Source organism: Burkholderia sp. 22313, assembly GCF_052045245.1.
GTDB lineage: Bacteria > Pseudomonadota > Gammaproteobacteria > Burkholderiales > Burkholderiaceae > Burkholderia.
Genome location: NZ_JBQEON010000002.1, coordinates 126837 through 153582 on the forward strand (window position 1 = coordinate 126837; position 26746 = coordinate 153582).

Below are 26746 nucleotides of genomic sequence, written 5' to 3' on the forward strand. Positions count from 1 at the left end.
CGATCCGACAGCGCCTGCTGTGGGAATGCCACTACGATGAAGGCACGGTGTCGCTGCCGCGTGTCGGCGGGCCGCGCCGGCCGGCGCGCACCGCACATCGTGCTGAACGCGCCGGGCAACTCGCCGCGATCGTGCGTTTCGAGCGGCGTCGAACGATGCGCGAACGACTTTTTGACCTGATTCAATTTCGTTGAACCCAGCCCGTCCCCGGCCCTGCCGGGGCTTCATACCGACAGGACGCAACCATGATCCAGTTTGAACCGAAGTTCATCACCTTCGACTGCTACGGCACGCTGACCCATTTCCGGATGGCCGAGACGGCACGCGAAATCTATGCGGATCGACTGTCGCCGGTCACGATGGAGGCATTCGTGCGCGCGTTCGCCGCCTATCGGCTCGACGAGGTGCTGGGCGCATGGAAGCCGTATCGCGATGTCGTCGTCAACGCGGTCCGCCGCACCTGCGCGCGGGTCGGCGTGAAGTTCGACGAAGCCGAGGCCGAACGGTTCTATCTGGCGGTGCCGACCTGGGGCCCGCATCCGGACGTGCCGGCCGGCCTGTCGCGGCTCGCGAAGAAGTACAAGCTGGTGATCCTGTCGAACGCCATGGACGACCAGATCATGAGCAACGTCGACAAGCTCGGCGCGCCGTTCCATGCGGTGTTCACCGCGCAGCAGGCGCAGTCGTACAAGCCGCGGATGCAGGGCTTCGAATACATGTTCGACAAGCTCGGCTGCCGGCCGGAGGACGTGCTGCACGTGTCGTCGAGCCTGCGCTACGACCTGATGACGGCCGAGGATCTCGGCATCAAGCACAAGGCGTTCGTGAACCGCGGCCACGAGCCCGGCACGCCGTTCTACAACTATTACGAAGTGTCGGACATCGGCCAGCTCGCGACGCAGCTCGGGCTGTAAGCGGCGCGCCCTCGGCCGGCCGCCGGTCCGGGAAAACCCGCGTACGCAGCCGGCCGGCATCCTCCGGCAATCTGCGGCGGCGTCGCTTGACGATTTCGTGTGTCGCGCCGGATTCAACCGATCGTCGCGACACCGCATCGCGCAAACCGCCGGTCGCGCACAGCCGCAGCAAATCATGCTGCGCAGGCGCCCCAAAACGGTCGAATCGTATCGTGCGGCCGCCCCGAATCGCGACAACCCGCATTTTGGCGATGCTTAAATGAATTGCATGTGCATGACGTTGCGGGCGCGACCAGCACGCGGACGCCGCGGGATTCGAGAACCACGCTGGACCCAAGGACCCACTTTCCACAGTCAGGAGCAGTTCGGATGAGCGACGATATCGACAACGGCGGCAAGGGCGGCATCACGCGCCGCGACATGATGCGGGTCATGGCGGCGAGCGGCATGATGGCCGCCGGTGGCGGCGGGCTGCTGATGGGCGCGCGGTCGGCGTTCGCCGCGCCGGCGCCCAGGCGCGGCGGCAAGATCCGGGTCGCGAACGAATCCAGTTCGACGGCCGACACGCTCGACCCGGCCAAGGGCTCGACGGGCGCGGACTACATTCGCTTCTTCATGTTCTACAGCGGCCTCACGCAGCTCGATGCGAGCCTGACGCCGCAGATGAATCTCGCCGAGTCGCTGCAGACGACCGACGCGAAGACGTGGATCATCAAGCTGCGCCACGGCGTCACGTTCCACGACGGCAAGCCCGTCGGGCCGGCCGACGTCGTGTATTCCCTGATGCGCCACAAGAACGCGGCCACCGCCTCGAAGGTCAAGCCGCTCGCCGACCAGTTCGCCGACGTGAAGGCGAGCGGCCCGGACGAAGTCACGCTCACGCTCGCCAGCGCGAACGCCGATCTGCCGGTGATCCTCGCGACGCCGCAACTCGCGATCGTCAAGGACGGCACGACCGATTTCTCGACCGGCATCGGCTGCGGCCCGTACAAGCTGAAGTCGTTCAAGCCGGGCGTGTCGACCATCGGCGTGCGCAACGACAGCTACTTCAAGCCGGGGATGCCGTACCTCGACGAGATCGAGCTGATCGGCATCAGCGACAGCGCCGCGCGCCTGAACGCGCTGCTGTCCGGCGACGTGCACCTGATCAACGCGATCGATCCGCGCTCGACGCAGCGGGTCGCGTCCACGCCCGGCTATGCGTTGAAGGAAACCAAGTCGGGGCTCTATACCGACCTGATCATGCGGCCCGACAACCCGTTGACCGCGAACCCGGATTTCGTCGAAGGGATGAAATACCTGTTCGATCGCGAGCAGATCCGCTCGGCGGTGTTCCGCGGCTACGCGGTGATCGGCAACGACCAGCCGATTCCGCCCGGACATCGCTATTTCAACGCGTCGCTGCCGCAGCGGCCGCACGATCCGGACAAGGCGAAGTTCCTGTTCAAGAAGGCGGGCGCGCTGGGCGCCCCGGTGCCGCCGATCTATGCGACGTCCGATGCGAACGGGTCGATCGAAATGGCCGTGCTGCTGCAGCAGGCCGGCGAGAAGATCGGGCTGAACCTGCAGGTGAACCGCGTGTCGCCCGACGGCTACTGGTCGAACCACTGGATGAAGCACCCGCTCGGCTTCGGCAACATCAACCCGCGCTCGAGCGCCGACGTGCTGTTCACGCAGTTCTTCAAGTCGGATGCGCCGTGGAACGAGTCGGGCTGGAAGAACCCGAAGTTCGACCAGTTGCTGCTCGCCGCGCGCTCGGAAACCGACGATGCGAAACGCAAGCAGATGTACGGCGAGATGCAGGTGCTCGTTGCGCAGCAGTGCCGGATCGGCATCCCGGCGTTCATCAGCTTCCTCGACGGCTACGACAAGCGGCTTGCGGGCCTCGGCTCGATCCCGACCGGGCCGATGATGGGCGGCATGTTCGCCGAACACGTGTGGTGGAACGCCTGACGACGGCGCATGCCGACGGCGCGNCGGCCGCGCGCGACCTTTCCCGGAGTGCCGCTTCATGAATCGAATCCTGTTCGGGCTGATCGGCCGGCGCATCGCGGTCACCGCGCTGACGCTGCTGATCGTGTCCGCGATCATCTTCACCATCACGAACCTGCTGCCGGGCGACGCCGCGCAGGCCGCGCTCGGCCAGTCCGCGACGCCGGAGACGATCGCCGCGCTGCGCCAGCAGTTCGGTCTCGACATGCCGGCCCACGTGCGCTACGTGCACTGGCTCGCGGGGCTGCTGCACGGCGATTTCGGCCGTTCGCTGTCCGGCGACATGCCGGTGTCGGAGATGATCGGCACACGCCTGCCGAAGTCGCTCGCGCTCGCGGCGATCACGACCGCGGTGTCGGTGCCGATCGCGCTGCTGCTCGGCATTCTCGCGGCAGTCAAGCGCGAGTCGGTGGTCGACCGCGTGATCAGCCTCGGCACGCTGTCGCTCGTCGCGACGCCGGAATTCCTGATCGCGACGGTCGCCGTGCTGTTGTTCGCGGTGAAGCTGCGCTGGCTGTCCGCGCTGTCGTACAGCGGCCCGATCGAGAGCCTGCACGATTTCCTGCGTGCGTATGCGATGCCGGTGCTGACGCTGTGCGCGGTCGTGATCGCGCAGATGGCCCGCATGACGCGGGCCGCGGTGATCGAGCAGCTGAGCGCGTCGTATGTCGAGATGGCCGTGCTCAAGGGCGCGAGCCCCGCGCGCGTCGTGCTGCGCCATGCGCTGCCGAACGCGATCGGGCCGATCGCGAATGCGATCGCGTTGAGCCTGTCGTATCTGCTCGGCGGCGTGATCGTCGTCGAGACCATCTTCAACTATCCGGGCCTCGCGAGCCTGATGGTCGATGCCGTCGGCAACCGCGATTTCCCGCTGGTCCAGGCGTGCACGCTGATCTTCTGCGTCGCCTACCTGACGCTCGTGCTGTTCGCCGACCTGTGCTCGATCGTGTCGAATCCGCGACTGCGGACCTGAGTGTCCCGTCCTTCTTCCGAGATGCCGCCCATGCACCCGACCGAACCCGTTCAACGCAGCAGCGCGCTGCCGCCGTCCGGCGAATCGCGCCCACCGTGGGGCGGCGCGCCGCCGCCCGCCGCACCGGCCCCCGACCAGCCGCGCAAGCGCCGCGCCGCGCGCGTGCCGCTGACGCTCGGCGGCCGCGTCGGCCTGTCGATGGTCGCGCTGATGCTGTTCATCGCCGTGTTCGCGCCGCTGCTCGCGCCGCACGACGTCGGCGCGATCGTCACGCCGGACGTGTTCGCGCCGTTCAGCGCGAAACTGCCGTTCGGCTCGGACTTCCTCGGCCGCGACATGTTGAGCCGGATCCTGTACGGCACGCGGCTGACCGTGCTGCTCGCGCTCGCGGCGGTGCTGCTCGCCGCGCTGACCGGCACGACGCTCGGGCTGCTCGCGACCGTGTCGGGCCGCGCCGTCGACGAGACGATGAGCCGGCTGCTCGACGCGCTCACGTCGATTCCGTCGAAGATGTTCGCGCTGATGTTCGTCGCCGCGTTCGGCTCGTCGCTGCCGCTCCTGGTGCTGACCGCCGCGGTCAGCTACATGCCGGGCTCGTACCGGATCGCGCGCGCGCTGGCGGTCAACATCAGCACGCTCGAATTCGTGCAGGTGGCGAAGGCGCGCGGCGAGAGCGCGCTGTACATCGCGTGCGTCGAGATGCTGCCGAACATGATCCATCCGATGCTCGCCGATACCGGGCTGCGCTTCACGTTCGTCGTGCTGCTGCTGAGCGGCCTGAGCTTTCTCGGGCTCGGCGTGCAGCCGCCGTATGCGGACCTGGGCTCGCTCGTGCGCGAGAACATCGCCAGCCTCGGCGACGGCTCGGCCGTCGCGATCATGCCCGCGGTCGCGATCGCGATCCTGACGGTGGGCGTCAACCTGCTGATCGACGGCCTGCCGCATCGCGGCCGCCGCAAGGGCGCGGCCGCGGCCGCGGGAGAACACTGATGCGAGATGTATCGACTCCGGAATCGACTCCGCTCGTCGAGGTGCGCGGGCTGCGCGTGGTCGGCGGCCGTCCGGGCGGCGCGGAAACGACGATCGTCCACGACGTCGACTTCGAGATCCGGCGCGGCGAGGTGCTCGCGCTGATCGGCGAGTCGGGTTCCGGCAAGACGACGATCGCGCTGTCGCTGATGGGCCATGCGCGCGCCGGCTGCCGGATCGCCGGCGGGTCGGTGAAGCTCGGCGGCACGGACGTGTGCATGCTGTCCGCGCAGGCGCTGACCGCGTTGCGCGGCCGCAAGGTCGCGTATATCGCGCAGAGCGCGGCCGCCGCGTTCAACCCGTCGCGCACGATCCTCGACCAGGTGATCGAGAGCGCGCTGATCCACAAGACGATGACGAAGCGCGATGCGCAGGCGAAGGCGGTCGAGCTGTTCCGCGCGCTCGCGCTGCCCGAGCCGGAGACGATTGGCAAGCGCTATCCGCACCAGGTGTCCGGCGGCCAGCTGCAGCGGCTGATGGCCGCGATGGCGCTGATCACCGATCCGGAGCTGGTGATCCTCGACGAGCCGACCACGGCGCTCGACGTGACCACGCAGATCGACGTGCTGCAGGCGTTCAAGCGCGTGATCCGGCGCTACGGGATGAGTGCGGTGTACGTGTCGCACGATCTCGCGGTGGTCGCGCAGATGGCCGATCGAATCGTCGTGCTGAGCGACGGCGTGATCCGCGAAGCCGGCGCGACCGAGCAGATCCTGCATGCGCCGGCGCATCCGTACACGCAGAGCCTGATCGCGGCCGTCACGCCGAACGACGCCGAACGCGATGCGAAGGCGGCGAGCGCCGCGCCGGCGCCGCTGCTCGAGGTGCGCGGCGCGATCGCCGGCTACGGCGGCCGTACCGCGAAGGGCTGGCCCGCGAAGGTGATCCTGCACGAAGTCGACCTGCACATCGGGCGCGGGCAGACGGTCGGCGTGATCGGCGAATCGGGCTCCGGCAAGACGACGCTCGCGAAGGTGATCGCGGGCCTCGTGCCGGCGACGGCCGGGCAGATCCTGCTCGACGGCGAGCCGCTCGCGCTCGACATTGGCAAGCGCTCGAAGGAACAGCACCGCCGCGTGCAGATCGTGTTCCAGAACGCCGATACCGCGCTCAACCCGGTGCATACGGTCGAGCGCACGCTGGCGCGGCCGCTCGCGTTCTATCACGGGATCAAGGGCGCGCGTGCGCGGCAGCGCGTTGCCGAGCTGCTCGAACTCGTGCGGTTGCCGCAGGCGGTGGCCGAGCGGCGCACCGGCGAATTGTCCGGCGGGCAGAAGCAGCGCGTGAACCTCGCGCGCGCACTCGCGGCCGAGCCCGACCTGATTCTGTGCGACGAGGTGACGTCGGCACTCGACACCGTGGTCGGCGCCGCGATCATGGACCTGCTGCGCGACCTGCAGGCGAAGCTCGGCGTGTCGTACGTGTTCATCACGCACGACATCGCGAAGGTGCGCGCGATCAGCGACGACATCGTCGTGCTGTATGCGGGACGCCGCGTCGAAACCGGCAGCCGCGATGCGCTGTGCGCGCCGCCTTACCACCCGTATTCGCACCTGCTCGTGTCGTCCGCGCCGGAGTTGCGCGCGGGCTGGCTCGACGCCGCGGCCGAGCGCTGCCACCGGCCGCTGGTGCCGATCGGCGCGAGCGCGGACGATGCCGAGCTGTGTCCGTTCCTGTCGCGCTGCGCGATGCGGGTGGACGGCGTGTGCAACCGGACGGCGCCGCTGCTGCGCACGCTCGAGAACGGCGCGCAGGTGCTGTGCCATCGCAGCGAGGAGGACCTCGCGCGCTTCCAGGCGGAGCCGGTGGCGGCGGGCGGCACGCCGGTGCAGCCGGTGCGGTTGTAGGGCGCGCCGTCGTTCGTACGCCGTGCGCGCGTGCGGCGGCGCACGACCGTGCGCATAGTGTGCTGCGGCGGTCCTGAAAAACGGCAAATTGTGCGCGTGCCGCGCGCGAATACGCGGCAACTGCGCTTTTTGCCGATGGTTAAATGATTCTCATTGGACGGTCGCCGATCGTCGTCGCGGGAATGCTCGAGAACAATCCGATGAAACTGGAATCGTACTGGCTGGATACCCGCCCCGCGTTTCGCGGGGGCTGCGAGGGCCCCGTCGAAGGACGTGCCGACGTGGTCGTGATCGGCGGCGGTTTCACCGGCTTGTCGGCGGCGCTCGCGCTCGCACGGCGCGGCGTGTCGGTGGTCGTGCTCGAAGCCGCGCAGATCGCGGGCGAGGCGTCCGGCCGCAACGGCGGCCAGTGCAACACCGGCGTCGCGCAGGACTACGCGTCGCTCGCTGCCCGGATCGGTGCCGAACCCGCGAAGCAGTTCTATCGCGCCTACGCAAGCGCGGTGAAGAGCGTCGAGACGATCGTGGCCGAACACGCGATCGACTGCGATTTCCGGCGTGCGGGCAAGCTGAAGCTCGCCGCGAAGCCGCAGCATTTCGCGGGGCTCGAAAAGACCTTCGACGCGTTGCGGCGCGACGTCGATCCCGATATCGAACTGATCGAGCCGTCGCGGATCCGCGATGAGGTTGCTTCCGACGGTTTCCATGGCGGGCTGCTGCAGCGCAATGGCGCGCAGATGCACATGGGCAAGTTCGGCGTCGGCCTCGCGCAGGCGGCCGTGCGTGCCGGCGCGCGCCTCTACGAGCACGCGGCCGTCACGCAGCTCGAGCGGCTCGACGGCGAGCGCCACACGATCACCAGCACGCGCGGCACGATCGTCGCCGATCGCGTGCTGGTCGCGACCGGCGCCTCGCAACACGGGCCGTTCGCGTGGTTCCGGCGGCGCATCGCGCCGGTCGGCAGCTTCATCGTCGTCACCGAGCCGCTGCCCGACGCACAGCTGAACCGGCTGTTCCCGCATCGCCGCGCATACGTGACGTCGCGCCAGATCGGCAACTACTTCCGCGTGACGCCCGACAACCGGCTGCTGTTCGGCGGCCGCGCGCGCTTCGCGATGTCGAGCCCGCGCTCCGACGCGAAAAGCGGCGACATCCTGCGCGCCGGCATGGCCGGCTATTTCCCGGAGCTGGCCAACGTGCGGCTCGACTACTGCTGGGGCGGGCTGGTCGACATCACCGCCGACCGGCTGCCGCGCGCGGGCCAGCACGACGGGCTCTATTACTCGATGGGCTACAGCGGCCACGGCGTGCAGATGTCGGTGCACATGGGCCGCGTGATGGCCGACGTGCTGTACGGCGCGGCCGCGTCGAATCCGTGGCGCGAGCTCGACTGGCCGGCGATCCCCGGCCATTTCGGGCACGCGTGGTTCCTGCCGTTCGTCGGCGCGTATTACCGGATGCAGGATTTCCTGCACTGAAGCGGCTGCCCCCGGAGGATTCGACATGATCGTACGCTGCATTTCCCCGCTCGCCGCCGGCGCCACGATGGCGCAGCCGGCCGGGCCGCGCCCGGTCGCGCGGTGCGCCGCGCGCGCTGCGGCCGTCAAGGCGACTGCATGAGGACGGACAGCATGGCCACCCTGTTCCACGATCCCGCCGAAGCCGCGGCACCTCGCGCGGCGCGTGTCGCGCGGCCCGTGTCGACGGCGATCGGCGACGTGCTGCGCACGATCGATGCGTCGTTCGCACAGCCGCTGAACCTCGACACGCTCGCGGCAGTGGCCGGGTTGAGCGTGTCGAGGTTCACCGCGCGCTTTCGCAGCGAAGTCGGATTGTCGCCGCACCGGTATCTGTGCCTGGTCCGGGTGCGGCGGGCACAGGACCTGTTGTGCGCCGGGCTCGCGCCGTCGGTCGTCGCGACCGAGGTCGGCTTCTTCGATCAGAGCCACCTGTGCCGGCATTTTCGCCGGGTGCTCGGGATCACGCCGCGCGATTACGTGGTCGCGCGTCCGGCGGGCGTGACGACGCGAACGTCGCCGGTGCGTGCGCGCGCCGGACGCGGCGAAGCGTCGTGTCACATCGCGTAGGCGCGGCGCGGGCGGCCGGCCTGCGGCGCGACCGTTATCCGCCGCTTAACGCATGCTTTTCGAAAGGTTAATCAGCGGAAAGGGGTGGCCCGGCACAATGGCAGGAATGGATGGACGCCCGCGACAATGGGCGGGATTCACGGGCGGCGCAGGGTGTCGCACCGTTCAATTGTCCTAACGGGTTTTTGGATCGAACGTCCGTGAACGACGATTTCCGATACCGCGCGACAGGTTCCCGACAACCTCGTCGCGCACTGGCAGGAGCAGAAATGACCGCAGTTTTCGTGTTGCATCGTGCCGACGGCACACCTTCATCGACCGCGTTCCGCCAGCAGGCGTTCGGCGAGCGCGATCCTTTCGCGCGACATCGGGAGATTGCGTGGGAAGGGCCCGACGCGATGGCCGCCGGGCGTATCCGCTTCACGGGCGAGCTCGACGTCCCGAGTTATCCGCACCTTGAAACCCTCGTCGTCATCGAAGGCGAACTGACGCTCGAAGCGTCCGGCGCCGCCCCGTTGGTGCTGGGGCCGGGGGAGGGCGCCGTCATCGGCGGCGGCACGGCGCTGCGCATCGGCGCGGAAGCGCACGTGCTGCTCATGTTCTGCACGGCCGCGTGCGCGCAACCGACGAAGCGCGGCCTCTTTGCGCTGCGGGCCGACGCCGACTTCAAGCCATCGGCGTCGCTGCCCGCGGAGGTGCTGCTCGGGCCGGCACCGCAATGCCGCAGCGACAACGTGTTCATCGACGACGGCGCCGGGTACTGCGCCGGCACGTGGGATTCGACGCCCTATCACCGGATCGTTCGCCCGCATCGCGTGAACGAGTTCATGCTGCTGCTGGCCGGCAGCGTGCGGTTCGCCGCGCCCGACGGCAGCGTGCTGTCGCTCGGCGCCGGCGACGCGCTGTTCGTGCCGCGCGGCGCATCGATCGGGTGGGAAAGCAGCGAGCGCGTGGCGAAGTTCTACGTCGTGCAAAACGTCCACGCATCAACCGAACGAGACTGACCATGTCCCCTCCGCTGCGCCAAATAGAAACTTCGCCCACGCTGCCGGCGTCGGCCGACGTCGTCGTGATCGGCGGCGGCATCATCGGCGTCTTTACCGCGTACTACCTCGCCCGGCGCGGAGTGACGGTCGCGCTGGTCGAGAAGGGCTGCATCGGCGCCGAGCAGTCGAGCCGCAACTGGGGCTGGTGCCGGCAGCAGAACCGCGACGCGCGCGAGCTGCCGATGGCCAGCAAGAGCATCGATCTGTGGGAACGCTTCGCCGCCGAATCCGGCGAGGACACGGGCTTTCATCGCTGCGGGCTGCTGTATCTGAGCAATGACGAAGACGAGCTGTCCCGCTGGGCCAGCTGGGGCGACTTCGCGAAAACCGCGGGCGTCACGACCTACATGCTCGACAGCAAGCAGGCCAGCGAGCGCGGGCATGTGACGGGGCGGCCATGGAAAGGCGGCGTATTCTCGCCGACCGACGGCACGGCCGATCCGGGCAAGGCCGCGCCGGCCGTGGCCGCCGCGTTGATGAAGCTGGGCGGCAGCGTGCACCAGCACTGCGCGGCGCGCGGGATCGAACGGGAGGGCGGCCGCGTCGCCGGTGTCGTCACCGAGGCCGGCGTCATCAAGACCCGGACGGTCGTGCTCGCGGGCGGCGCCTGGGCGTCGTCGTTCTGCCGCCAGCTCGGCATTCGTTTTCCGCAAGCGTCGATTCGCCAGTCGATCCTGAGCGTGTCGCCCATCGCGCAGCCGCTGCCCGATGCGCTGTATACGTCGGGCGTGTCGGTCACGCGCCGCAGCGACGGGCGCTATGCGCTCGCCATCAGCGGCCGCGCGCGCGTCGACGTGACGCCGCAGTTCCTGCGCTTCGCGCCGCAGTTCGTGCCGATGTTCGCGAAGCGCTGGCGCAATCTGTTGCCGGGCGGCTTCGAAGGAGTGCGCGGCGGTCATGAAACGCTGAAGCGCTGGCGGCTCGATGCGCCGACGCCGATGGAAGCCGTCCGGATCCTGGATCCGAAGCCCGACATGCCGACGGTCGCCGAGACCTACCGCCGTGCGGTCGAACTGCTGCCCGAGCTTCGCGAAGCGACGATCACGCACGCCTGGGCCGGGTTCGTCGACAGCACGCCGGACGGCGTGCCGGGTATCGGCGAAGTGCCCGGCGTGCCCGGATTGATCCTGGCCGCGGGTTTTTCCGGGCACGGCTTCGGGATTGGCCCCGGCGCCGGCCACCTGATCGCGGATCTCGCCACGGGTGCGCAACCGTTCGTGGACCCGCTGCCGTATCGGCCGAGCCGGTTCGCCGATTCCGCCTGGGGCAAGGTCGCCGATTTCTAGGAAGCGGCCGTTACGCGCACGGCCGTGGCGGCCTCGCGATGATGCGTTTCGATCCGGGTTGCGTGCGCGCGGCCGGACCGGCGTGGTGAAGGCTCGCCGCGCGTTGCAGCCTGGTGCTGCGGACACTGGAGTGCTGATGCGTTTCGATTCCTACTGGCTCGACACCTCCGAGCCGTTCGTGAGCCGCTCGCCGCAGCCGCCCGACGGAAGCTGCGACGTGGTGGTGGTGGGCGGCGGCATCACCGGTTCGGCGGCCGCACTGGCGCTGGCGAAGAAGGGCGCACGGGTTGTCGTCTGCGAAGCGGGCACCGTCGGGCAGGCGGCGTCCGGACGCAACGGCGGCATGTGCAACAACGGCTTCGCGCAGGATTACGCGTTCCTGTCGCGGCGCATCGGCACGGAACTGGCGAACCGGCTATATCTCGCGTTCGACGCGGGTGTCGACACGGTCGAGCGGCTCGTCAGGGAGGAGTCGATCGATTGCGATTTCGTGCGGCACGGCAAGCTCAAGCTCGCGGCGAAAGCCGAGCACTTCGACAAGCTCGTGCGAAGCCAGGCGCTGCTCGCGGCGAGCGTGGACCCCCACACGCGCGTGGTGACGAAGGCGGAACTGCGCGACGAGATCGGGTCGAACCGCTATCACGGCGGGCTGATCTTCGAGAAGAGCGCGGGGATGCATGTCGGCCGCTATGTGCGCGGGCTGGCGAACGCCGCGCAAGCGCGCGGCGCGCAGATTCTCGAGCATGCGCCGGTTGTCGGCCTGACGAGGCAGGCGGGCGGCGCCTACGCGGTGCGCACGCCGCTCGGCGAGATCCGCACGCGCCAGGTGCTGCTTGCAAGCGGCATCTCGCAGGTCGGGCCGTTCGGCTGGATCCGGCGCAGGATCGTGCCGGTCGGCGCGTTCATCATCGTCACCGAGCCGTTGCCGCGCGCACTGCTCGACCGGTTGCTGCCGACCCGCCGGATGGTCACCGACACCAAGAACTTCGTCAATTTCTTTCGCGTCACGCCCGACAACCGGATGCTGTTCGGCGGGCGCGCGCGTTTCGCCACGTCGAACCCGCGTTCGGACGAAAGGAGCGGGCTGATCCTGCGACAGCAGATGGCCGCCGTGTTTCCCGAACTGGCCGGCGTGCGCATCGACTATTGCTGGGGCGGGATGGTCGACATGACGGCCAACCGCCTGCCGCGCGCGGGCCAGCGCGACGGCGTGTATTACTCGATGGGCTATAGCGGCCACGGCACGCACATGGCGACGCTGATGGGCACGCTGATGGCGGAGATCATGGACGGCCGCGCCGATCTCAACCCGTGGACAAGCTTCGACTGGCCGGCGATTCCCGGCCACTTCGGCAAGCCGTGGTTCTTGCCGTTCGTCGGCGCATGGTATCGACTCAAGGACACCCTCACATGAATTCACCCGTCGACTCACCGGTTCGTCACCTGATGGAAGCCGGCAGGCTCGATCGCTTCTTCATCGACGGCGATTGGGTTTTGCCCGACGGCGGCGACCGGTTCGCGGTCGTCTGCCCGTCCACTGAAGACACGCTGTGCGAGATCCCGCTCGGCAACGCGCGCGACGCCGACCGCGCGGTGCAGGCCGCGCGCCACGCGTTCGAAGGCTGGGCCGCGACCTCGCCGCAGCACCGCGCCGCGCTGCTCGACCGCGTGCATGCGTTGATGCTGGCGCGCGCCGAACGGTTCGCCACGGCGCTGGCACTGGAAATGGGCGCGCCGATCAGCTACGCACGCACCGCGCATGTGCCGCTCGCGGCCGAACATCTCCGCGTCGCGCGCGACAACCTGGCCCGCTACCCGTTCGTCACGCGGCGCGGGACGACCGCGGTCGTGCGCGAGCCGATCGGCGTGTGCGCACTGATCACGCCGTGGAACTGGCCGATCTATCAGATCACCGCGAAGGTCGGTCCGGCGCTCGCGGCAGGCTGCACGGTGGTGCTGAAGCCCAGCGAGCTGTCGCCGCTCAGCGCGCTGCTGTTTGCCGAAGTGATCGCCGATGCGGGCGTGCCCGCCGGCGTATTCAACCTGGTGAGCGGCAGCGGGGCGGAGGTGGGTGCCGCGCTTTCCTCTCACCCGCAGGTCGACATGGTGTCGATCACGGGATCGACGCGTGCCGGCGTGCTGGTTGCGCAGGCCGCGGCCCCGACCGTCAAGCGCGTCGCGCAGGAGCTGGGCGGCAAGTCGCCGAACCTCGTGTTGCCGGACGCGGACCTGCAGCGGGCCATCGCGCCGGGCGTGGCCGCCGCGTTCCGCAACATGGGGCAATCGTGCAGCGCACCGACCCGCATGATCGTGCCGCGCGACCTGCTCGGCGAGGTGGAGGAACTGGCCGTCGCGGCGGCGCGGCGGCTCGTCGTAGGCGATCCGTTCGACGACGCGACGACGCATGGCCCGCTGGCCAACCGCGCGCAATTCGGTCGCGTCGCGCAGATGATCGACGCGGGTATCGACGAACGCGCGAAGCTGATCGCCGGCGGTCCCGGGCGGCCCTCGGGATGCGACCGCGGCTTTTATGCGCGGCCGACGATTTTTTCCGACGTCCGCACCGACATGACGATCGCGCAGCAGGAGATCTTCGGCCCGGTCCTCGCGATCCTGCCTTACGACACCGTTGATGAAGCCGTCGGGATCGCGAACGACACGGTCTACGGGCTCGGCGCGCATGTGCAGGGCACCGACCGGGAACACGCACGAACGGTGGCCGCGCGCATCCGCTCGGGGCAGGTGCACCTGAACTATCCGGCATGGGATCCGCAGGCGCCGTTCGGCGGCTACAAGCAGTCGGGCAATGGCCGCGAGTACGGGATCGAAGGGATGGAGGAGTATATGGAAATCAAGTCGATCCTCGGTTTTTACGACTGAAGCAGCCGCTGCGTGCGAACGCGGCGGCGGTACGGAATCGAAGCGGTTCATTTCCCGAAGGTGCCCGAATTGGAAAACCCCGTCATCCCCGAAGCATCGTTGAGCGCGCATCACGCGCACTGGGCGGCATTGCGGCGCGACCTGCACGCGCATCCCGAGTTGCGGTTCGAGGAACACCGGACCGCCGACGTCGTCGCGCGCGAGCTCGACACGCTCGGCTATGCGGTGTCGCGCGGGCTGGGCGGCACGGGCGTCGTCGCGAGCCTGCCCGGTGCGGATCCGGGCCGGGCGATCGTGCTGCGGGCCGATCTGGATGCGTTGCCGATCCACGAATCGAACGACTTCGCGCACGCATCGTGCTCGCACGGGATCATGCACGCGTGCGGGCACGACGGCCACACCGTCATGTTGCTTGGCGCCGCGCGCATCCTGAAGGCATTGCCGCAGCTGCCGGGCACCGTGCATTTCGTGTTTCAGCCTGGCGAAGAGGGCGGCGCGGGCGCACGCAAGATGATCGACGACGGGCTGTTCGAGCAATTCCCGGCGGAAGCCGTGTTCGGCATGCACAACTGGCCCGGCCTGCCGGCCGGCCATTTCGGGTTGCGCACCGGCCCGATCATGGCCGCCGGCTCGCGGTTCAGGATCACCGTGACCGGCAAGGGCGCGCACGCGGCGCAGCCGCATCTGGGCATCGATCCCGTCCCGCTCGCCTGTTCGATGGTCCTGCAGTGCCAGACCATCGCCGCGCGGCACAAGGATCCCGTCGATCCCGCCGTCATTTCCGTCTGCATGTTCCATGCGGGCACGACGGACAACGTCATTCCGGACACGGCCGAGCTGCGCGGGACGATCCGCACGCTGTCGTCCGCGTTGCAACAGAAACTGCAGCACGACGTCCGGCTCGCATGCGAGGGGCTGGCGCACGCCTATGGCGCGCACGTCGACGTCGAATTTTTTCAGTACTACCCAGCGACGGTCAACACGCCGGCCGAGACGGCACTCTGCGAAGCGGTGATGCGCGAGACGTTCGGCGACGAACACGTGCACCGCGACGTGCCGCCGAACATGACGTCCGAAGACTTCGGCTTCATGCTGGAGGAGCGCCCGGGCGCGTACGTGCTGATCGGCAATGCGCCGGCCGGAACGGCCGCGCCGGCGCTGCATCACCCGAAATACGATTTCAATGACGACATCATTCCGGACGGCGTTCGGTATTGGGTCGCGCTCGCACAACGATATTTCGCGCGACGCGCGTGAACGCGCGCGCCGTCCGCGTTTAATTGCCGTTAATGGTCGGTTTACCGACCGTTATGCACGGGAAAATATTTCCTTCCTATAGTGGGCACTGTGCGCTTGCGTGGCGGGCACCGAAACAGCGCCATTTCGAAGGACGACTCGATGAAAAATGAACACGTGACGAACGCTTCCGGCTCCGCGGCGGGGCTTCACTATCGACGGTTCACCGCGGCCGATGTCCCCGCGGCCCATGCGCTGTCGATGGCGCTGCGCTGGCCGTTCCGGGCGCAGGACTGGCAGTTTTCCGCGGACACGTCGATCGCGTTCGCGGCCGAGGAACACGGCGTGGTGATCGGTACGGCGATGTGCTGGAAGTACGGTGCGGACGGTGCGGCCATCGGACACGTGATCGTGTCGTCCGAGCATCAGGGCCGAGGGATCGGTCGTGCGCTGATGGAAGCGCTGCTGGAGGAGCTGGGGCCGCGCATCACGTTCCTGCATGCGACGCCGGCCGGCCAACCGCTCTACGAGAAGCTCGGTTTCAACGTGTGCGGCTCGCTGGATCAATATCAAGGGAACGTCGGCCGGCCGGCCGCGGTGGCGCTGCCCGATGGCGAGCGGCTGCGGGCCGGCACGCGTGACGATCTGGGCCGCTTCGTCGAGCTGGACACGCGTGCGTCCGGCCTCGAGCGCGACGCGCTTCTGACGGCGTTGCTGACGCGCGGAGAAAGCGTCGTGCTCGAACGCGACGGCGAGGTCGCCGGATTTTCGGTACTGCGCCGCTTCGGTCGCGGCTACGTGATCGGGCCGGTCGTCGCACCACGTTCGAGCGGCGACGTGCAGGCGAAGGCGCTGGTCGCGCATTGGCTGCATGGACGCGAGAACGAATTCGTCCGCATCGACGTGCCGTCGGGCACGAGCTTGCCCGACTGGCTCGACGCGCAGGGTTTGAAACGCGTCGACACCTGCTCGAAGATGGTGCGCAACGCGCCTGCCGCGGCGCACGGCCGCGGGTCCGATCCGGCATGCGGGCTGTACGGCTTGATCAGTCAGGCGATGGTGTAGGCGCCGGCCGTGCGGCCGGCAGCGGCCAGCATCACGCGCGCTGCGCGAGCGCCTTTACCTGTTCGGCCGACATCGCACCACGATAGACGCGGAAGTCGTCGATCATGCCGTTGAAGAACGGATCGCCCGGATACTGCGAGCGTCCGATCCAGTTCTGCGCGGTTTTCCCGATGCGCCAGGGCGCGAAGACGACGTCGTTCGCCGAGCCGATCGCGCTGCCGTTCAGATAGAGCGTCGCGGTCTCGGCCGCCAGCGTGAGCGCGACGTGCGCCCATTGTCCCGCCGGCAGTGCCGCGTTGCCGTCGATCGCGCGCTCGCCATGTCCGCCGTTGGTCGTGATCGCGAAGCGCATCGTGCCGCGCGGGCTCTTCGGCGTGACGAACAGGTAGCGCCCGGTGCCCGACCCGAAGTCGAAGAGGCGCGCCCACGTCTGGCCGCCGCGCCAGTTGACCCACGCCGCGATCGTGACATCCGACACGTCGGCGACGATGTCGTTCGGCAACGCGACGTAACCGCTGGTGCCGTCGAGCGACACAGCGTTGCCGACTTCGCCCGCCACGCGCGAAACACCGCCGACGAGCGTGCCCGTATGACCGTTGCGGCTTGCATCCGCGGCGACCGTGCCGCTCGTTTCGTCGAACGACAGCAGCGTATGCAATTGCAGTGCCGTCGTTGCGGCGACTTCGGCCGAGTGCGCGGATTCTCCCGAGGCAGTCCGCGCGCTGACCACGTAGTACCAGACGCCCGCGGCCGGGCTGTCGGTATACGTCAACGGATCGACGATGCCGGTCGCGACGGTCGTATACGGGCCGCCCGCGGTGGCGGCGCGCTTCACGTCGTAGCTCGCCGCGTTCGCGACCCCCCACCATGACAGCACGACCCGTCCCGCGGCCGGCCATGCGGTCAGGCCGCTCGGCGCGGTGGCCGATGCAACGGGATCGCGCGTGCAGGTCAGCGTGCCGTAACCGAGCTGGTCGTAGCCGCCGCTCGCTTCGCCGTAGTTGCCGCCGCCGCCTTCGGGCTGGATCGCGCGGGCGAATTTCTCGGACCACGGTGCGGCCAGCCCCTTGCGGTTCACGTAGTGGTTGTAGACGAGCGCCCAGCACGGTCGGATCGTCCCCTGGCTGGCGCTCGAGAAGTGCGCTTGCGTCACGTTGACGTTCGCGTACGGCACATACGGCACCGGAAGAAACGTGCGGTCCGGCTGCACGAGGTTCGCCTTTGCCACGTATTCGGCGCCCGCGAGGAAGCGGTTGTTGTCGTGGCCGTACAGGTCGATGCCCTGGTTCCACGCCATTTCGCAGATCGCGCCGCCGAGCGCGATGCCGAGCGTGTTGTGCCCCTGGTCGCGGCCCGATTCCTGCCATTGGCCCAGGTGGCCGGGATGCAGGTAATAGACGGCCTGCGCGATCGCGCCGTTGCCGGCACCGTCGATGAAATAGTTGACGGCTTCGTCGAACTTCGCGTGGTCGTCGCACAGCACGCCGATCGCCATCATCGACGCGAGATTGCACAGATCCCAGTTCGCCCAGTAGTGCGTAATGTCCGTGTTGTTGTGGCGATTCAGGAAATCGGCGTTGATCGGGTAGAACCTGTCGGCCATCATCGCGCGGAACGCGGCGAAGTCGGCCGCGGCCCAGCCCGGATAGGTGCGCATGATTTCGCCGGCGTTCGCGAATTCGTAGCCGTAGATGCCGGCGGCCAGGTCGACGTTCGAGTCGCCGGCGAGGTTGCGCAGCGTCGACGACCACGCGTTCATGATCTGCACGGCCTTGTCCGCATACGCGGTGTTGCCCGAGATCTTCCAGCGCAGCGCGCACGCATACGCCGCCGCGATGTCCTTGTACAGCACCGGATAGTTTTGCGCGCCCGTGCCGCCGCGCGTGACGACGGCCTGCGGGCGCGGCGACCACGACAGCTGTGCATGACCGTTCGCGATCAGCGTGTTCCAGCCGGCGCGCCACGGCGACGCGGCGGCCGCGACCTTCTGCGCGATCCGGTCGAAATCGGCTTGCGTGTGCAGCAATCCCGGATGCGCGAATGCGGTGCGGGTCGTGACGGCGGCCGTGCCCGTCGCCACGCGCGCGAGTGCGCGGTTGCCGGCCGCGGTCGCGTTCTCGCTTGCGCCGGCGCCGCCGCATGCCGACAGCGCGAGCGCGCCGACGCTGTAAAGGAAGGTGCGGCGGGACAGTCGCGCGCCCGATTCAAGCAGGAGATGCGTGTCGTGCATGTTGCGTTCGTTCCTTGGCGAGACTCACCGGCGGCAAGCGATGTCGGGCGGCGACGGAAGGGCGCCCAATGAAATCGGTCATCGCATGACGATGCGGATTGTAACGGAATGGATGGCGCTCAGGATCACGAATTTGCGTGTCGATGGCGAATTTTCCGGCTGCTTATTGTTGCGATCCGGTTGATTAACATGCTAATGGAACCAAAAAAAATGGCGATTGATACATTTGCACGCTATGATCGCTGCCGGCACGCGAGCGGAGGACTGGTCAGGTGTGCCGATCGATGTGCGCCCGTCTTTTCATATTGTTGTCATACAACAGATGACGAGGGCGGGCGTTTTTGTATCGCTCGACGTACAGGAAGTCCGGAGAACAGCACGATGGCGAGCAGGATGGCACGAAGGGGCGATCGGTTTGCACCACGCGCATCGGCGGCACGCTTGCCGCGCTCGCGGTGAACGATCCCGCGCCTGCGATGCCCGGATCGCACCGACGCGCATTCTCTTAAAGACCCCGCAGCGTTCGGCCGATATCCTTCAGGCGCTCGAAAACGACGCAATCAACCAACGCAATCAACCGACGCGCACCGGCTCGTGCGCGACAGCGCGCCAGGCCCGGCAATGAAGCACGCCTGGGCGACCGGGCCGCGAACGACACGACGGAGAGTATCGAGACGATGGGAACGGACACAGGTTCGGTGCGGCGCGCAATCGCGCTCGCGGCCGGGGGAGCGTTGTGCATGGCGGCCGCGAGCGGTGTGCGCGCGCAGGCGCCGAACGAAGAGGCGGCCGCGCCGCCGCCGGCCGACGCGGCAACGATGTTGCCGAAGATCGACGTGCGGGCGCCGGCCGGCCGCGCTTCCGTCGGGCTGGTCGGACTGCGCACCGCGACGGCGACCAGGACCGACACGCCGGTCGCCGAAATCCCGCAGACGACCAACCTCGTGACCGCGCAACAGATCGAGATGACCGGCGCGACCGACCTGAACCAGGTGTTGCGCTACGTGCCGGGCTTCGCGACGTTCGGCGCCGACAGCCGCACCGACTGGTATGCGGCGCTGCGCGGCTTCACGCCGACGCTGTACGTCGACGGCGTGCCGGCGCCGAACGCGGCGATCATCGCGAACTGGCGCGTCGATCCTGACACGATCGACTCGATCGCCGTGCTGCGCGGGCCGACGTCGGTGCTGTACGGCGCGGGCGAGCCGGGCGCGATCGTCGACGCGCACACGAAACTCGCCGACGGCGAGCGCATCCGCGAAGCCGGCGTGCAGATCGGCAACGACGCGCGCAAGCAGACCATGCTCGACGTCGGCGACACGCTCGATCCGGACGGCAAGGTTGCGTATCGCTTCGTCGGCGTCGCGCGCGACGGCAATGCGTGGACCGGCCCGCACGCCGATCGGCGCGTCGCGGTCGCGCCGTCGTTCCGCTGGCGACCGACGGCCGACACGTCGCTGACGGTGTCCGCGTCGTTCCTGCAGGATCACGGCGACATTTCGTCGAACTTCCTGCCTGCGTCGGGCACGGTGTTGCCGAATCCGAACGGGCCGCTGTCGCAGGACATCTACATGGGCGACCCGTCGTTCAACGACTACCGCAAGAAGCAATGGTCGCTCGGCTATGCGCTCGAGCATCGCGTGAATTCGATCTGGACGCTGCACCAGGACGTGCGCTGGTCGCGCCTGTCGCTCGACGACGCGACGGTGTTCGGCAACGGCCTCATGCCCGGCAGTACGACGAACATGCTGCGCACCGCGGGGCTGTTCCAGTTGAACTACAGCCGGCTCGACATCGACAACCGCGCACAGGCGCGCTTCGCCACCGGCCCGCTCGAACACACGCTGCTGTTCGGCGTGCAGTTCGACCGGCAGACGACGACCAACAGCGTGTGGCTCGCGTTCGCGCCGCCGCTCGACCTGTACCACCCGGTGTATCGGCCGGTGACGGCCGCGATCTTTTCCGGGCCGACGTCGCTCGGGCATATCGACCAGTACACGGCGATGAATTCGCTCGGCGCGTACGCACAGGACCAGATCCGCTGGAACCGCTGGACGCTGACGCTGGGCGGCCGCGAGGATCGCGTGAACGCGCACCTCGACGATCGCGCGGCCGGCATCGGCACGCAGCAGGAGGTCAGCGCGTTTTCCGGGCGCGTCGGGCTCGCGTATCAGGGCGACGCCGGGCTGTCGCCCTACGTCAGCTACTCGACGTCGTTCGATCCGGTGATCGGTGCGCGCATCCACGGCGGCGGCTTGCCGAAACCGACGCGCGGCGAGCAGGTCGAGGCCGGCTTGCGCTGGCAGCCGCCGGGCCGGAACCTGATGCTCACCGCAGCCATGTACCGGATCGACCAGACCAACGTGGTCACGCCGACGCCGCCGAATCTCGATCCCACCGGCACGTCGTCCGTGCAGACCGGCAAGGTGCGTTCGCGCGGTATCGAACTGAGTGCGGTCGGGAAGGTGACGCGCGAGCTGTCGGTCGTCGCGTCATATGTCTATCAGGACGTGAAGAACGTGCAGGCGAACGATGTTTCGCTGAACCACTGGCCGGTGGCCGTGCCGCTGCCGCGGCAGATGGCGTCGCTGTGGGCGGACTGGACCTGGCATGCCGGCGCGTTGTCGGGCCTCGGGATCGGCGCCGGCGTGCGCTACCAGAGTGCGTTGGCCGGCGCGCCGGACAATTCGCTGACGGTGCCGAGCACCACGCTGTATGACCTTGCGATGCACTACGAACTGCGTCACTGGCGGTTCGCGCTGAACGTCGCGAACCTGTTCGACCGGCGCTACGTCAGCGGCTGCCAGTCGTACGCGGTGTGCGTGTTCGGCAACGAGCGGACGGTGCTGGCGAGCGCGAAATACAACTGGTAGCCGCGGCTGCCATGCCGGGCGCGACTACGCGTCGCGCCGCGGTTCCCGGGTCGCATCATGGCCGGCCGCCTGGCGCTGTCGCCGCCATTCGGTCGGCGTGAGGCCGAACCGTTCGCGGAACGCGGTGGCGAAATTCGCCGCCGTGGAAAAGCCGATCTCCTTCGCGATGCTCGCCATGCTGAGCGACGTCGTATCGAGCAGATCCCGCGCGATCCGCAGCCGCTCGTGCCGCAGATATTCGAATACCGTCTGGCCCAGGTTGTCGCGAAACGCGCGCGACAGCCGCTTCTCGTGCGTGCCGACCGCGCGCGCCAGCGCCTCGACCGTCGGCGGGTCGGTCAGCGTGCGCGACAGATGGCGCATGGCCGCGCGCACGATGATGTCGTCGTCCTTGCCGGCCGCGAACGGATCGTGTGCGGCCGGCGCATCGATCGGCAATGGCCGTTTCGTCCGCGCGAGCTGCACGCGGATTCGCGCGAGGACTTCGGCCGGCTCGAACGGCTTCACCACATAATCGACGCCGCCGATTTCGAGCCCTTCGACGCGCTCGTGCAAGTCGCCGGCGACCGTCAGGAAAATGACGGGGATCGCGCTCGTCAGTGGATTGGCCGCAAGCCGCCGGCACGCGGTGAAACCGTCCATGCGCGGCATCCGGACGTCCATCAGGACCAGATCGGGCACGAGCGCCTGCGCGCGCTGGCAGGCCTGCACACCGTCGAATGCGATGCTGATCCGGCATCCGGTGCTGCGCAGGATGTCGATCAGCAAACGAAGCTGCTCGGGCTGATCGTCGACGATCAGGATATGGGCATTGTTCAATGCGTCGATCGATGGCGACATCGTGGACCTGTTCAGGAAGGGCTGCGGGCAGCGTTCCTGCGCGCGATCGATTCCGGTTCGGGAAAATCGTCGGAAGCCGCGACATGGCTTCACGAACACGCGTGGCACGCTTGCATCGACTGACGGACTTCGCCCGACTGCACGGCAGGCAGCCTGTCGGCGCATGACCCGGCGTTGTTTCTTTTGATCGCCGAGCCGATAACGGGGCGGATGATTACCGCTGCCGGAATCGATGCGAGCCGAATTGTAGGGGGATATTTCGATTCTCGCTAGAGCGGCCGTCTCTATTATCGGGATGCGCGCCGGGGCTGGCATTGAATCTCACTTTTGGTTTTTACACATTTTCGATTGGCTGCCTTTAATTCCCATGCGCTCCAGCAAAGTATTTATCCTTCCGGGAAAACATTTTTATTAAGTGTGGCAATACGAAATCGTTTGCGCGATGGGCTGGTTTCAAGTAACTAATTGAAAACATTGAATTTTGCAATCTATAAAGAATGCCGCCTTCTCTAATTTTTGGGCTTGTCTCATAATCCGTTCGAACTTTGGATGACGGATGGATTCGACGGGTTGGACATCCGGAAAACCAAGGCGGACGTTGCGGGACTGGCGATCGGCGCATCAATTGATGTGCGCGTCGACGAGAGCGCGATCACGCGGCAATTCGTTCGCATGCAGTCAATGAAATAAAAGAGACGGGCTGGGTCGCGCGTCGCGCGACATTCAATTCGGAATGGCAATGACAGCAGGTTGACTCGCGAGAATCAGCCGGGGCGAACTCGTCCATGACAGTCATTTCGTATTCCTTATGTTGTTGATCGAGTAAACGGAACGGACCGTCGATGGAGCGACGCGCCCAGGCGAGCGCACGCCTTGTCGATATGAAGAATCGACCGCCTGCATGCCGATGCGGGCCAGGCAGACAGCGTATCGCGTACGGAATTCGAAGTTGAAGTTGAAGCGGTGAATAAACCTAAGCAGTCCAAATTCAAACCAGAAGCCACAGAAACGGAGCAGGAAAATGCAGAGGAACCAGATTTCGGCGCTCGTCGCCGCCATGTTCGCAAGCGCAGGTGTACTGGTCGCGGGGGCCGCACATGCCGACAACTTCGTCGATCGCGGCAACCCGGACAACGCGCTGAACGGGCAGTGCATCGACGGGACGAACCCCGCGTGCGTTCCGACGAAGAGCGGCACGTTCGTCGCGACCAGCACCAATAACGTCACGTTGGGGACGAATGCGAAGGCCAGTTCCAGCGGAATCGCGATCGGCGACCAGTCGAACGCGGGCAGCCAGAGCGGCGGCAGCACCGGCGGCGGGATCGCGATCGGCGTCGGCGCGCAGGCGCTCGCGAACTCGTCGACGGCGATCGGCACGGTTGCGCTCGCGCAGGGCAATACGGCACTCGCGATGGGCCGCCAGTCGGCCGCGATCGGCGATTTCTCGATGGCGCTCGGCAACGTCGCGGATGCACACGGCACGAGTTCGATCGCGCTCGGTCACTCGGCGCTGGCGAGCGGCGATCGCTCGATTGCGATCGGCGGTGCGAATCCGACCACGAGCGACGGCGTGTCGAACGGCGCATCGTACGACGCGGCGACGCAGACGCGTGCCGGCGGCACGCAGTCCGTCGCGATCGGCGCCGGCGCGCAGACCAACGACAACAATCAGGTCGCGCTCGGCTCGGGCAGCGTCGGCGCGAACAACGGCGGCACGCCCGTGTTCGGCGGCACGGCGGCACCGGTCGGCGGCGCCGTTTCGTTCGGCTCGCTCGGCCACGAGCGCCAGATCAGGAACGTCGCGGCCGGCGCGGCCGATACGGATGCCGTCAACGTCCAGCAGTTGAAGAACGTCAACGGCACGCTCAGCACCGGCATCGCCAACGTCGACGCCCGCGTGACCTCGGTCGGCAATACGCTGTCGACGTCGATCGCGAACGTCGACCAGCGCGTGACGACCGTCGGCAACAGCCTCAGCACGAGCATCGTGACGGCGACGCAGAACGTCGTCAAATACACCGACAATTCGCATGCCGCGATCGCGCTCGACGGCGCCAACGGCACGACGATCGGCGGTCTCGCGGCCGGCGTCGCCGATACGGACGCAGTCAACGTCGGGCAGCTGAAGGGCAGCGTGGCACCGCTGCAGACGTCGCTGTCGACGGCCGCCGCGAACATCATGAACCTGCAGAACAACGTGACGGGCCTCAACGCATCGCTGAGCACGGCCGCGTCGAACATCGGCGGGCTGCAGGCGGCCGATGCGCGCAACGTGAAATACGACGGTGCGAGCGGCTTCGACTCGGTCACCTTCGCCGGCCCGAACGGCACGACGCTGCACAACGTCGCGGACGGCGTGGCCGCGCACGATGCGGTGAACGTCGGTCAGCTCGGCAAGGCGACCGACACGCTGAACCAGTCGATCGCCAACGTCGGCAACAGCGTGGCGAAGCTCGGCGACCAGGTGACGACGAACACCGGCAACCTCGCCGCGTTGCGGCAGGACGCGCTGCAATGGAACGCGACCCTCGGCACCTACGACGCGAGCCACGGCGGCAACGGACCGCAGCGCATCGGCAATCTCGCCGCCGGCCAGAACGGCACCGACGCGGTCAACGTCGACCAGCTGAACGCGGCAATCCACGACGGCACGAGCCAGCTCGACGCGCTCGCCGTGAAGTACGACGATGCGGGCAAGCGCCAGGTGTCGCTCGGCGCGGGCAACGGCGGGGTGCCGGTGCGCGTGACCAACGTCGCGGAAGGCGGCGTGTCGGCCGGCAGCACGGACGCGGTGAACGGCGCGCAGTTGCGCCGCGCGGTCGACGGCACGGCGGCCGCGCTCGGCGGCGGTGCGACGGCAAACTCCGATGGCTCGATCACCGCGCCGGCCTACAAGCTCGGCGGCGGTTCGTTCAACAATGTCGGCGATGCACTCACCAACCTCGATGGCCGCGTCGGCAGCAACACGACGACGCTCGCGAATCACGAAACGCGGCTCGGCAACGCCGAAGCCAACATCGTCAGCAATACGAACGCAATCGCCGGGCTGCAGAAGGATGCGCTGCAGTTCGACCCGACGCTCGGCGCGTACAGCGCGGCACGTGGCGGTGCGCCGACGAAGGTGACCCACGTCGCCGACGGCACCCTCGCCGCTGGCAGCACCGACGCGGTGAACGGCGGCCAGTTGTCCGGCGTGAAGTCCGATCTCGAGCAGCAGATCACGCAGGTGTCGAACCAGACGGGCGAAGCCGTGAAGAACGTCGTCAAGTACGACGTCGACGGCAACGGCAACCGGCTGAATTCGGTGTCGCTGGTCGGCGGCAACGCGAACGCGGCAGTCGTGCTGAAGAACGTCGCGGCTGGCACCGACGACACGGACGCGGTGAACGTGAAGCAGCTGAAGTCGGTGCAGTCGAATCTCGACCAGCTCGGCGCGCTCGCGGTGCAGTACGACGACGCATCGAAGGGCTCGATCACGCTCGGCGGCGCCGGCGGCACGCGCATCACCAACGTGAAGGCCGGCACACTCGGCGCGACCAGCACGGACGCGGTGAACGGCTCGCAGCTGTACGCGACCAACCAGCAGGTATCGAAGAACACGACCGACATTTCGAACCTGCAAGGGAACGTGACGAACATCGCGAACGGCAAGGCCGGCCTTGTGCAGCAACAGGACCCGAACGGCGCGATCACGGTCGGCAAGGATTCGGGCGGCACCCGCGTGAACTTCTCCGGCACGGCGGGCGACCGCGTGCTGAGCGGTGTCGCGGCCGGCGTGAACGCGAACGACGCGGTCAACATGGCTCAGTTCAACGATGCGTTGAGGACCGCGGCGACGAACGACAAGATCCGTACCGCGGCAACCGATGCGAACGCGACGTGGATCGCACGTGCCGATGCCGGCGCGATCGGCACGACGGCGACCGCAACCGGCAAGAATGCGGTGGCGGTTGGCGCGGGCTCGGTGGCGGATCGCGACAATTCGTTCTCGGTCGGCGCGAAGGGCAACGAGCGCCAGGTCACGAACGTGGCGGCCGGCACGGCGCCCACCGACGCGGTCAACGTGCAGCAGTTGAACGACAATCTCAACGCCGCGTCGACGCAGGCGCGGGGCTACACCGACCAGCGGGTCGGGCAGGTGTACAACGCGTTCAACGACCTGAAGAAGGACATGTACGGCGGCGTGGCGTCGGCGATGGCGGTGGCCGGCTTGCCGCAGCCGACGGGGGCCGGGCGCTCGATGGTGTCGGCGGCGACGTCGAACTATCACGGGCAGCAAGGGTTCGCGGCCGGGTACTCGTACGTGACGGAGAGCAATCGCTGGGTCGTCAAGGCGTCGGTGACGGGCAACGCGCGGTCGGACTTCGGCGCGGTCGTCGGGGCGGGGTATCAGTTCTGATGTGAGCTGAACCGCGTTGAATGCGCGGAAGCGGCGGGCATGCGGGTGA

Annotated in this window: 18 protein-coding genes; 16 read left to right on the forward strand and 2 right to left on the reverse strand. The window is 67.8% G+C overall.

Features of this window, described 5'->3' with window-relative positions; all coding sequences use genetic code 11:
• The first annotated feature begins 245 nt into the window (after window positions 1-245).
• The 13 genes from ACTJKF_RS02290 (at window position 246) to ACTJKF_RS02350 (ending at window position 16355) form a co-directional block, all read left to right on the forward strand.
• Window positions 246-914, forward strand: coding sequence for a haloacid dehalogenase type II (locus ACTJKF_RS02290; protein ID WP_440621937.1), 669 nt, complete (start codon window positions 246-248; stop codon window positions 912-914).
• Window positions 915-1283: 369 nt separating this feature from the next.
• Window positions 1284-2867 (forward strand): ABC transporter substrate-binding protein, encoded by a 1584-nt coding sequence (locus tag ACTJKF_RS02295; RefSeq protein ID WP_440621938.1) that lies wholly within the window; start codon window positions 1284-1286, stop codon window positions 2865-2867.
• 58 nt (window positions 2868-2925) lie between these two features.
• On the forward strand, window positions 2926-3879 hold the full coding sequence (locus ACTJKF_RS02300; RefSeq protein WP_440621939.1) for an ABC transporter permease: 954 nt from the start codon (window positions 2926-2928) through the stop codon (window positions 3877-3879).
• Window positions 3880-3909: 30 nt separating this feature from the next.
• Window positions 3910-4869 (forward strand): ABC transporter permease, encoded by a 960-nt coding sequence (locus ACTJKF_RS02305; protein WP_440621940.1) that lies wholly within the window; start codon window positions 3910-3912, stop codon window positions 4867-4869.
• A complete protein-coding gene (locus ACTJKF_RS02310; RefSeq protein ID WP_440621941.1) occupies window positions 4869-6755 on the forward strand; it encodes an ABC transporter ATP-binding protein in 1887 nt (628 codons plus the stop codon). Before ACTJKF_RS02305 ends, ACTJKF_RS02310 begins: the two co-directional genes overlap by 1 nt.
• A 200-nt stretch (window positions 6756-6955) precedes the next feature.
• Window positions 6956-8233, forward strand: coding sequence for an NAD(P)/FAD-dependent oxidoreductase (locus tag ACTJKF_RS02315; RefSeq protein ID WP_440622135.1), 1278 nt, complete (start codon window positions 6956-6958; stop codon window positions 8231-8233).
• Window positions 8234-8386: 153 nt separating this feature from the next.
• Entirely contained in the window at window positions 8387-8842 is a 456-nt protein-coding gene (locus ACTJKF_RS02320) for a helix-turn-helix domain-containing protein (protein WP_440621942.1), read from the forward strand.
• A 269-nt stretch (window positions 8843-9111) separates the two neighbouring features.
• Entirely contained in the window at window positions 9112-9846 is a 735-nt protein-coding gene (locus tag ACTJKF_RS02325) for a cupin domain-containing protein (protein WP_440621943.1), read from the forward strand.
• A gap of 2 nt (window positions 9847-9848) precedes the next feature.
• The gene (locus tag ACTJKF_RS02330) at window positions 9849-11174 is read left to right on the forward strand and encodes an NAD(P)/FAD-dependent oxidoreductase (protein ID WP_440621944.1); all 1326 of its coding nucleotides are present in this window, start codon (window positions 9849-9851) and stop codon (window positions 11172-11174) included.
• 136 nt (window positions 11175-11310) lie between these two features.
• The gene (locus ACTJKF_RS02335; RefSeq protein WP_440621945.1) at window positions 11311-12588 is read left to right on the forward strand and encodes an NAD(P)/FAD-dependent oxidoreductase; all 1278 of its coding nucleotides are present in this window, start codon (window positions 11311-11313) and stop codon (window positions 12586-12588) included.
• The gene (locus tag ACTJKF_RS02340) at window positions 12585-14054 is read left to right on the forward strand and encodes an aldehyde dehydrogenase family protein (protein WP_440621946.1); all 1470 of its coding nucleotides are present in this window, start codon (window positions 12585-12587) and stop codon (window positions 14052-14054) included. The genes ACTJKF_RS02335 and ACTJKF_RS02340 overlap by 4 nt, the downstream gene beginning before the upstream one ends.
• Before the next feature lie 69 nt (window positions 14055-14123).
• Entirely contained in the window at window positions 14124-15311 is a 1188-nt protein-coding gene (locus ACTJKF_RS02345) for a M20 aminoacylase family protein (protein WP_440621947.1), read from the forward strand.
• Between the two features lie 141 nt (window positions 15312-15452).
• Entirely contained in the window at window positions 15453-16355 is a 903-nt protein-coding gene (locus tag ACTJKF_RS02350) for a GNAT family N-acetyltransferase (protein WP_440621948.1), read from the forward strand.
• 31 nt (window positions 16356-16386) lie between these two features.
• On the opposite strand, the gene ACTJKF_RS02355 is transcribed toward ACTJKF_RS02350, so the two are convergent.
• On the reverse strand, window positions 16387-18585 hold the full coding sequence (locus ACTJKF_RS02355; protein WP_440621949.1) for a LamG-like jellyroll fold domain-containing protein: 2199 nt from the start codon (window positions 18583-18585) through the stop codon (window positions 16387-16389).
• A gap of 677 nt (window positions 18586-19262) precedes the next feature.
• Between ACTJKF_RS02355 and ACTJKF_RS02360 the strand changes: the two genes are divergently transcribed.
• Complete coding sequence (locus tag ACTJKF_RS02360; RefSeq protein WP_440621950.1) at window positions 19263-21458, forward strand: TonB-dependent siderophore receptor; 2196 nt, start codon at window positions 19263-19265, stop codon at window positions 21456-21458.
• Window positions 21459-21482: 24 nt separating this feature from the next.
• Here the strand turns inward: ACTJKF_RS02360 and ACTJKF_RS02365 are convergent, their stop codons facing one another.
• Entirely contained in the window at window positions 21483-22298 is an 816-nt protein-coding gene (locus ACTJKF_RS02365) for a response regulator (protein WP_440621951.1), read from the reverse strand.
• 549 nt (window positions 22299-22847) lie between these two features.
• On the opposite strand from ACTJKF_RS02365, the gene ACTJKF_RS02370 reads away from it, so the two are divergent.
• A complete protein-coding gene (locus tag ACTJKF_RS02370) occupies window positions 22848-22988 on the forward strand; it encodes a hypothetical protein (RefSeq protein WP_440621952.1) in 141 nt (46 codons plus the stop codon).
• A 331-nt stretch (window positions 22989-23319) separates the two neighbouring features.
• Window positions 23320-26697, forward strand: coding sequence for a YadA-like family protein (locus ACTJKF_RS02375; RefSeq protein ID WP_440621953.1), 3378 nt, complete (start codon window positions 23320-23322; stop codon window positions 26695-26697).
• Window positions 26698-26746: the final 49 nt, after the last annotated feature.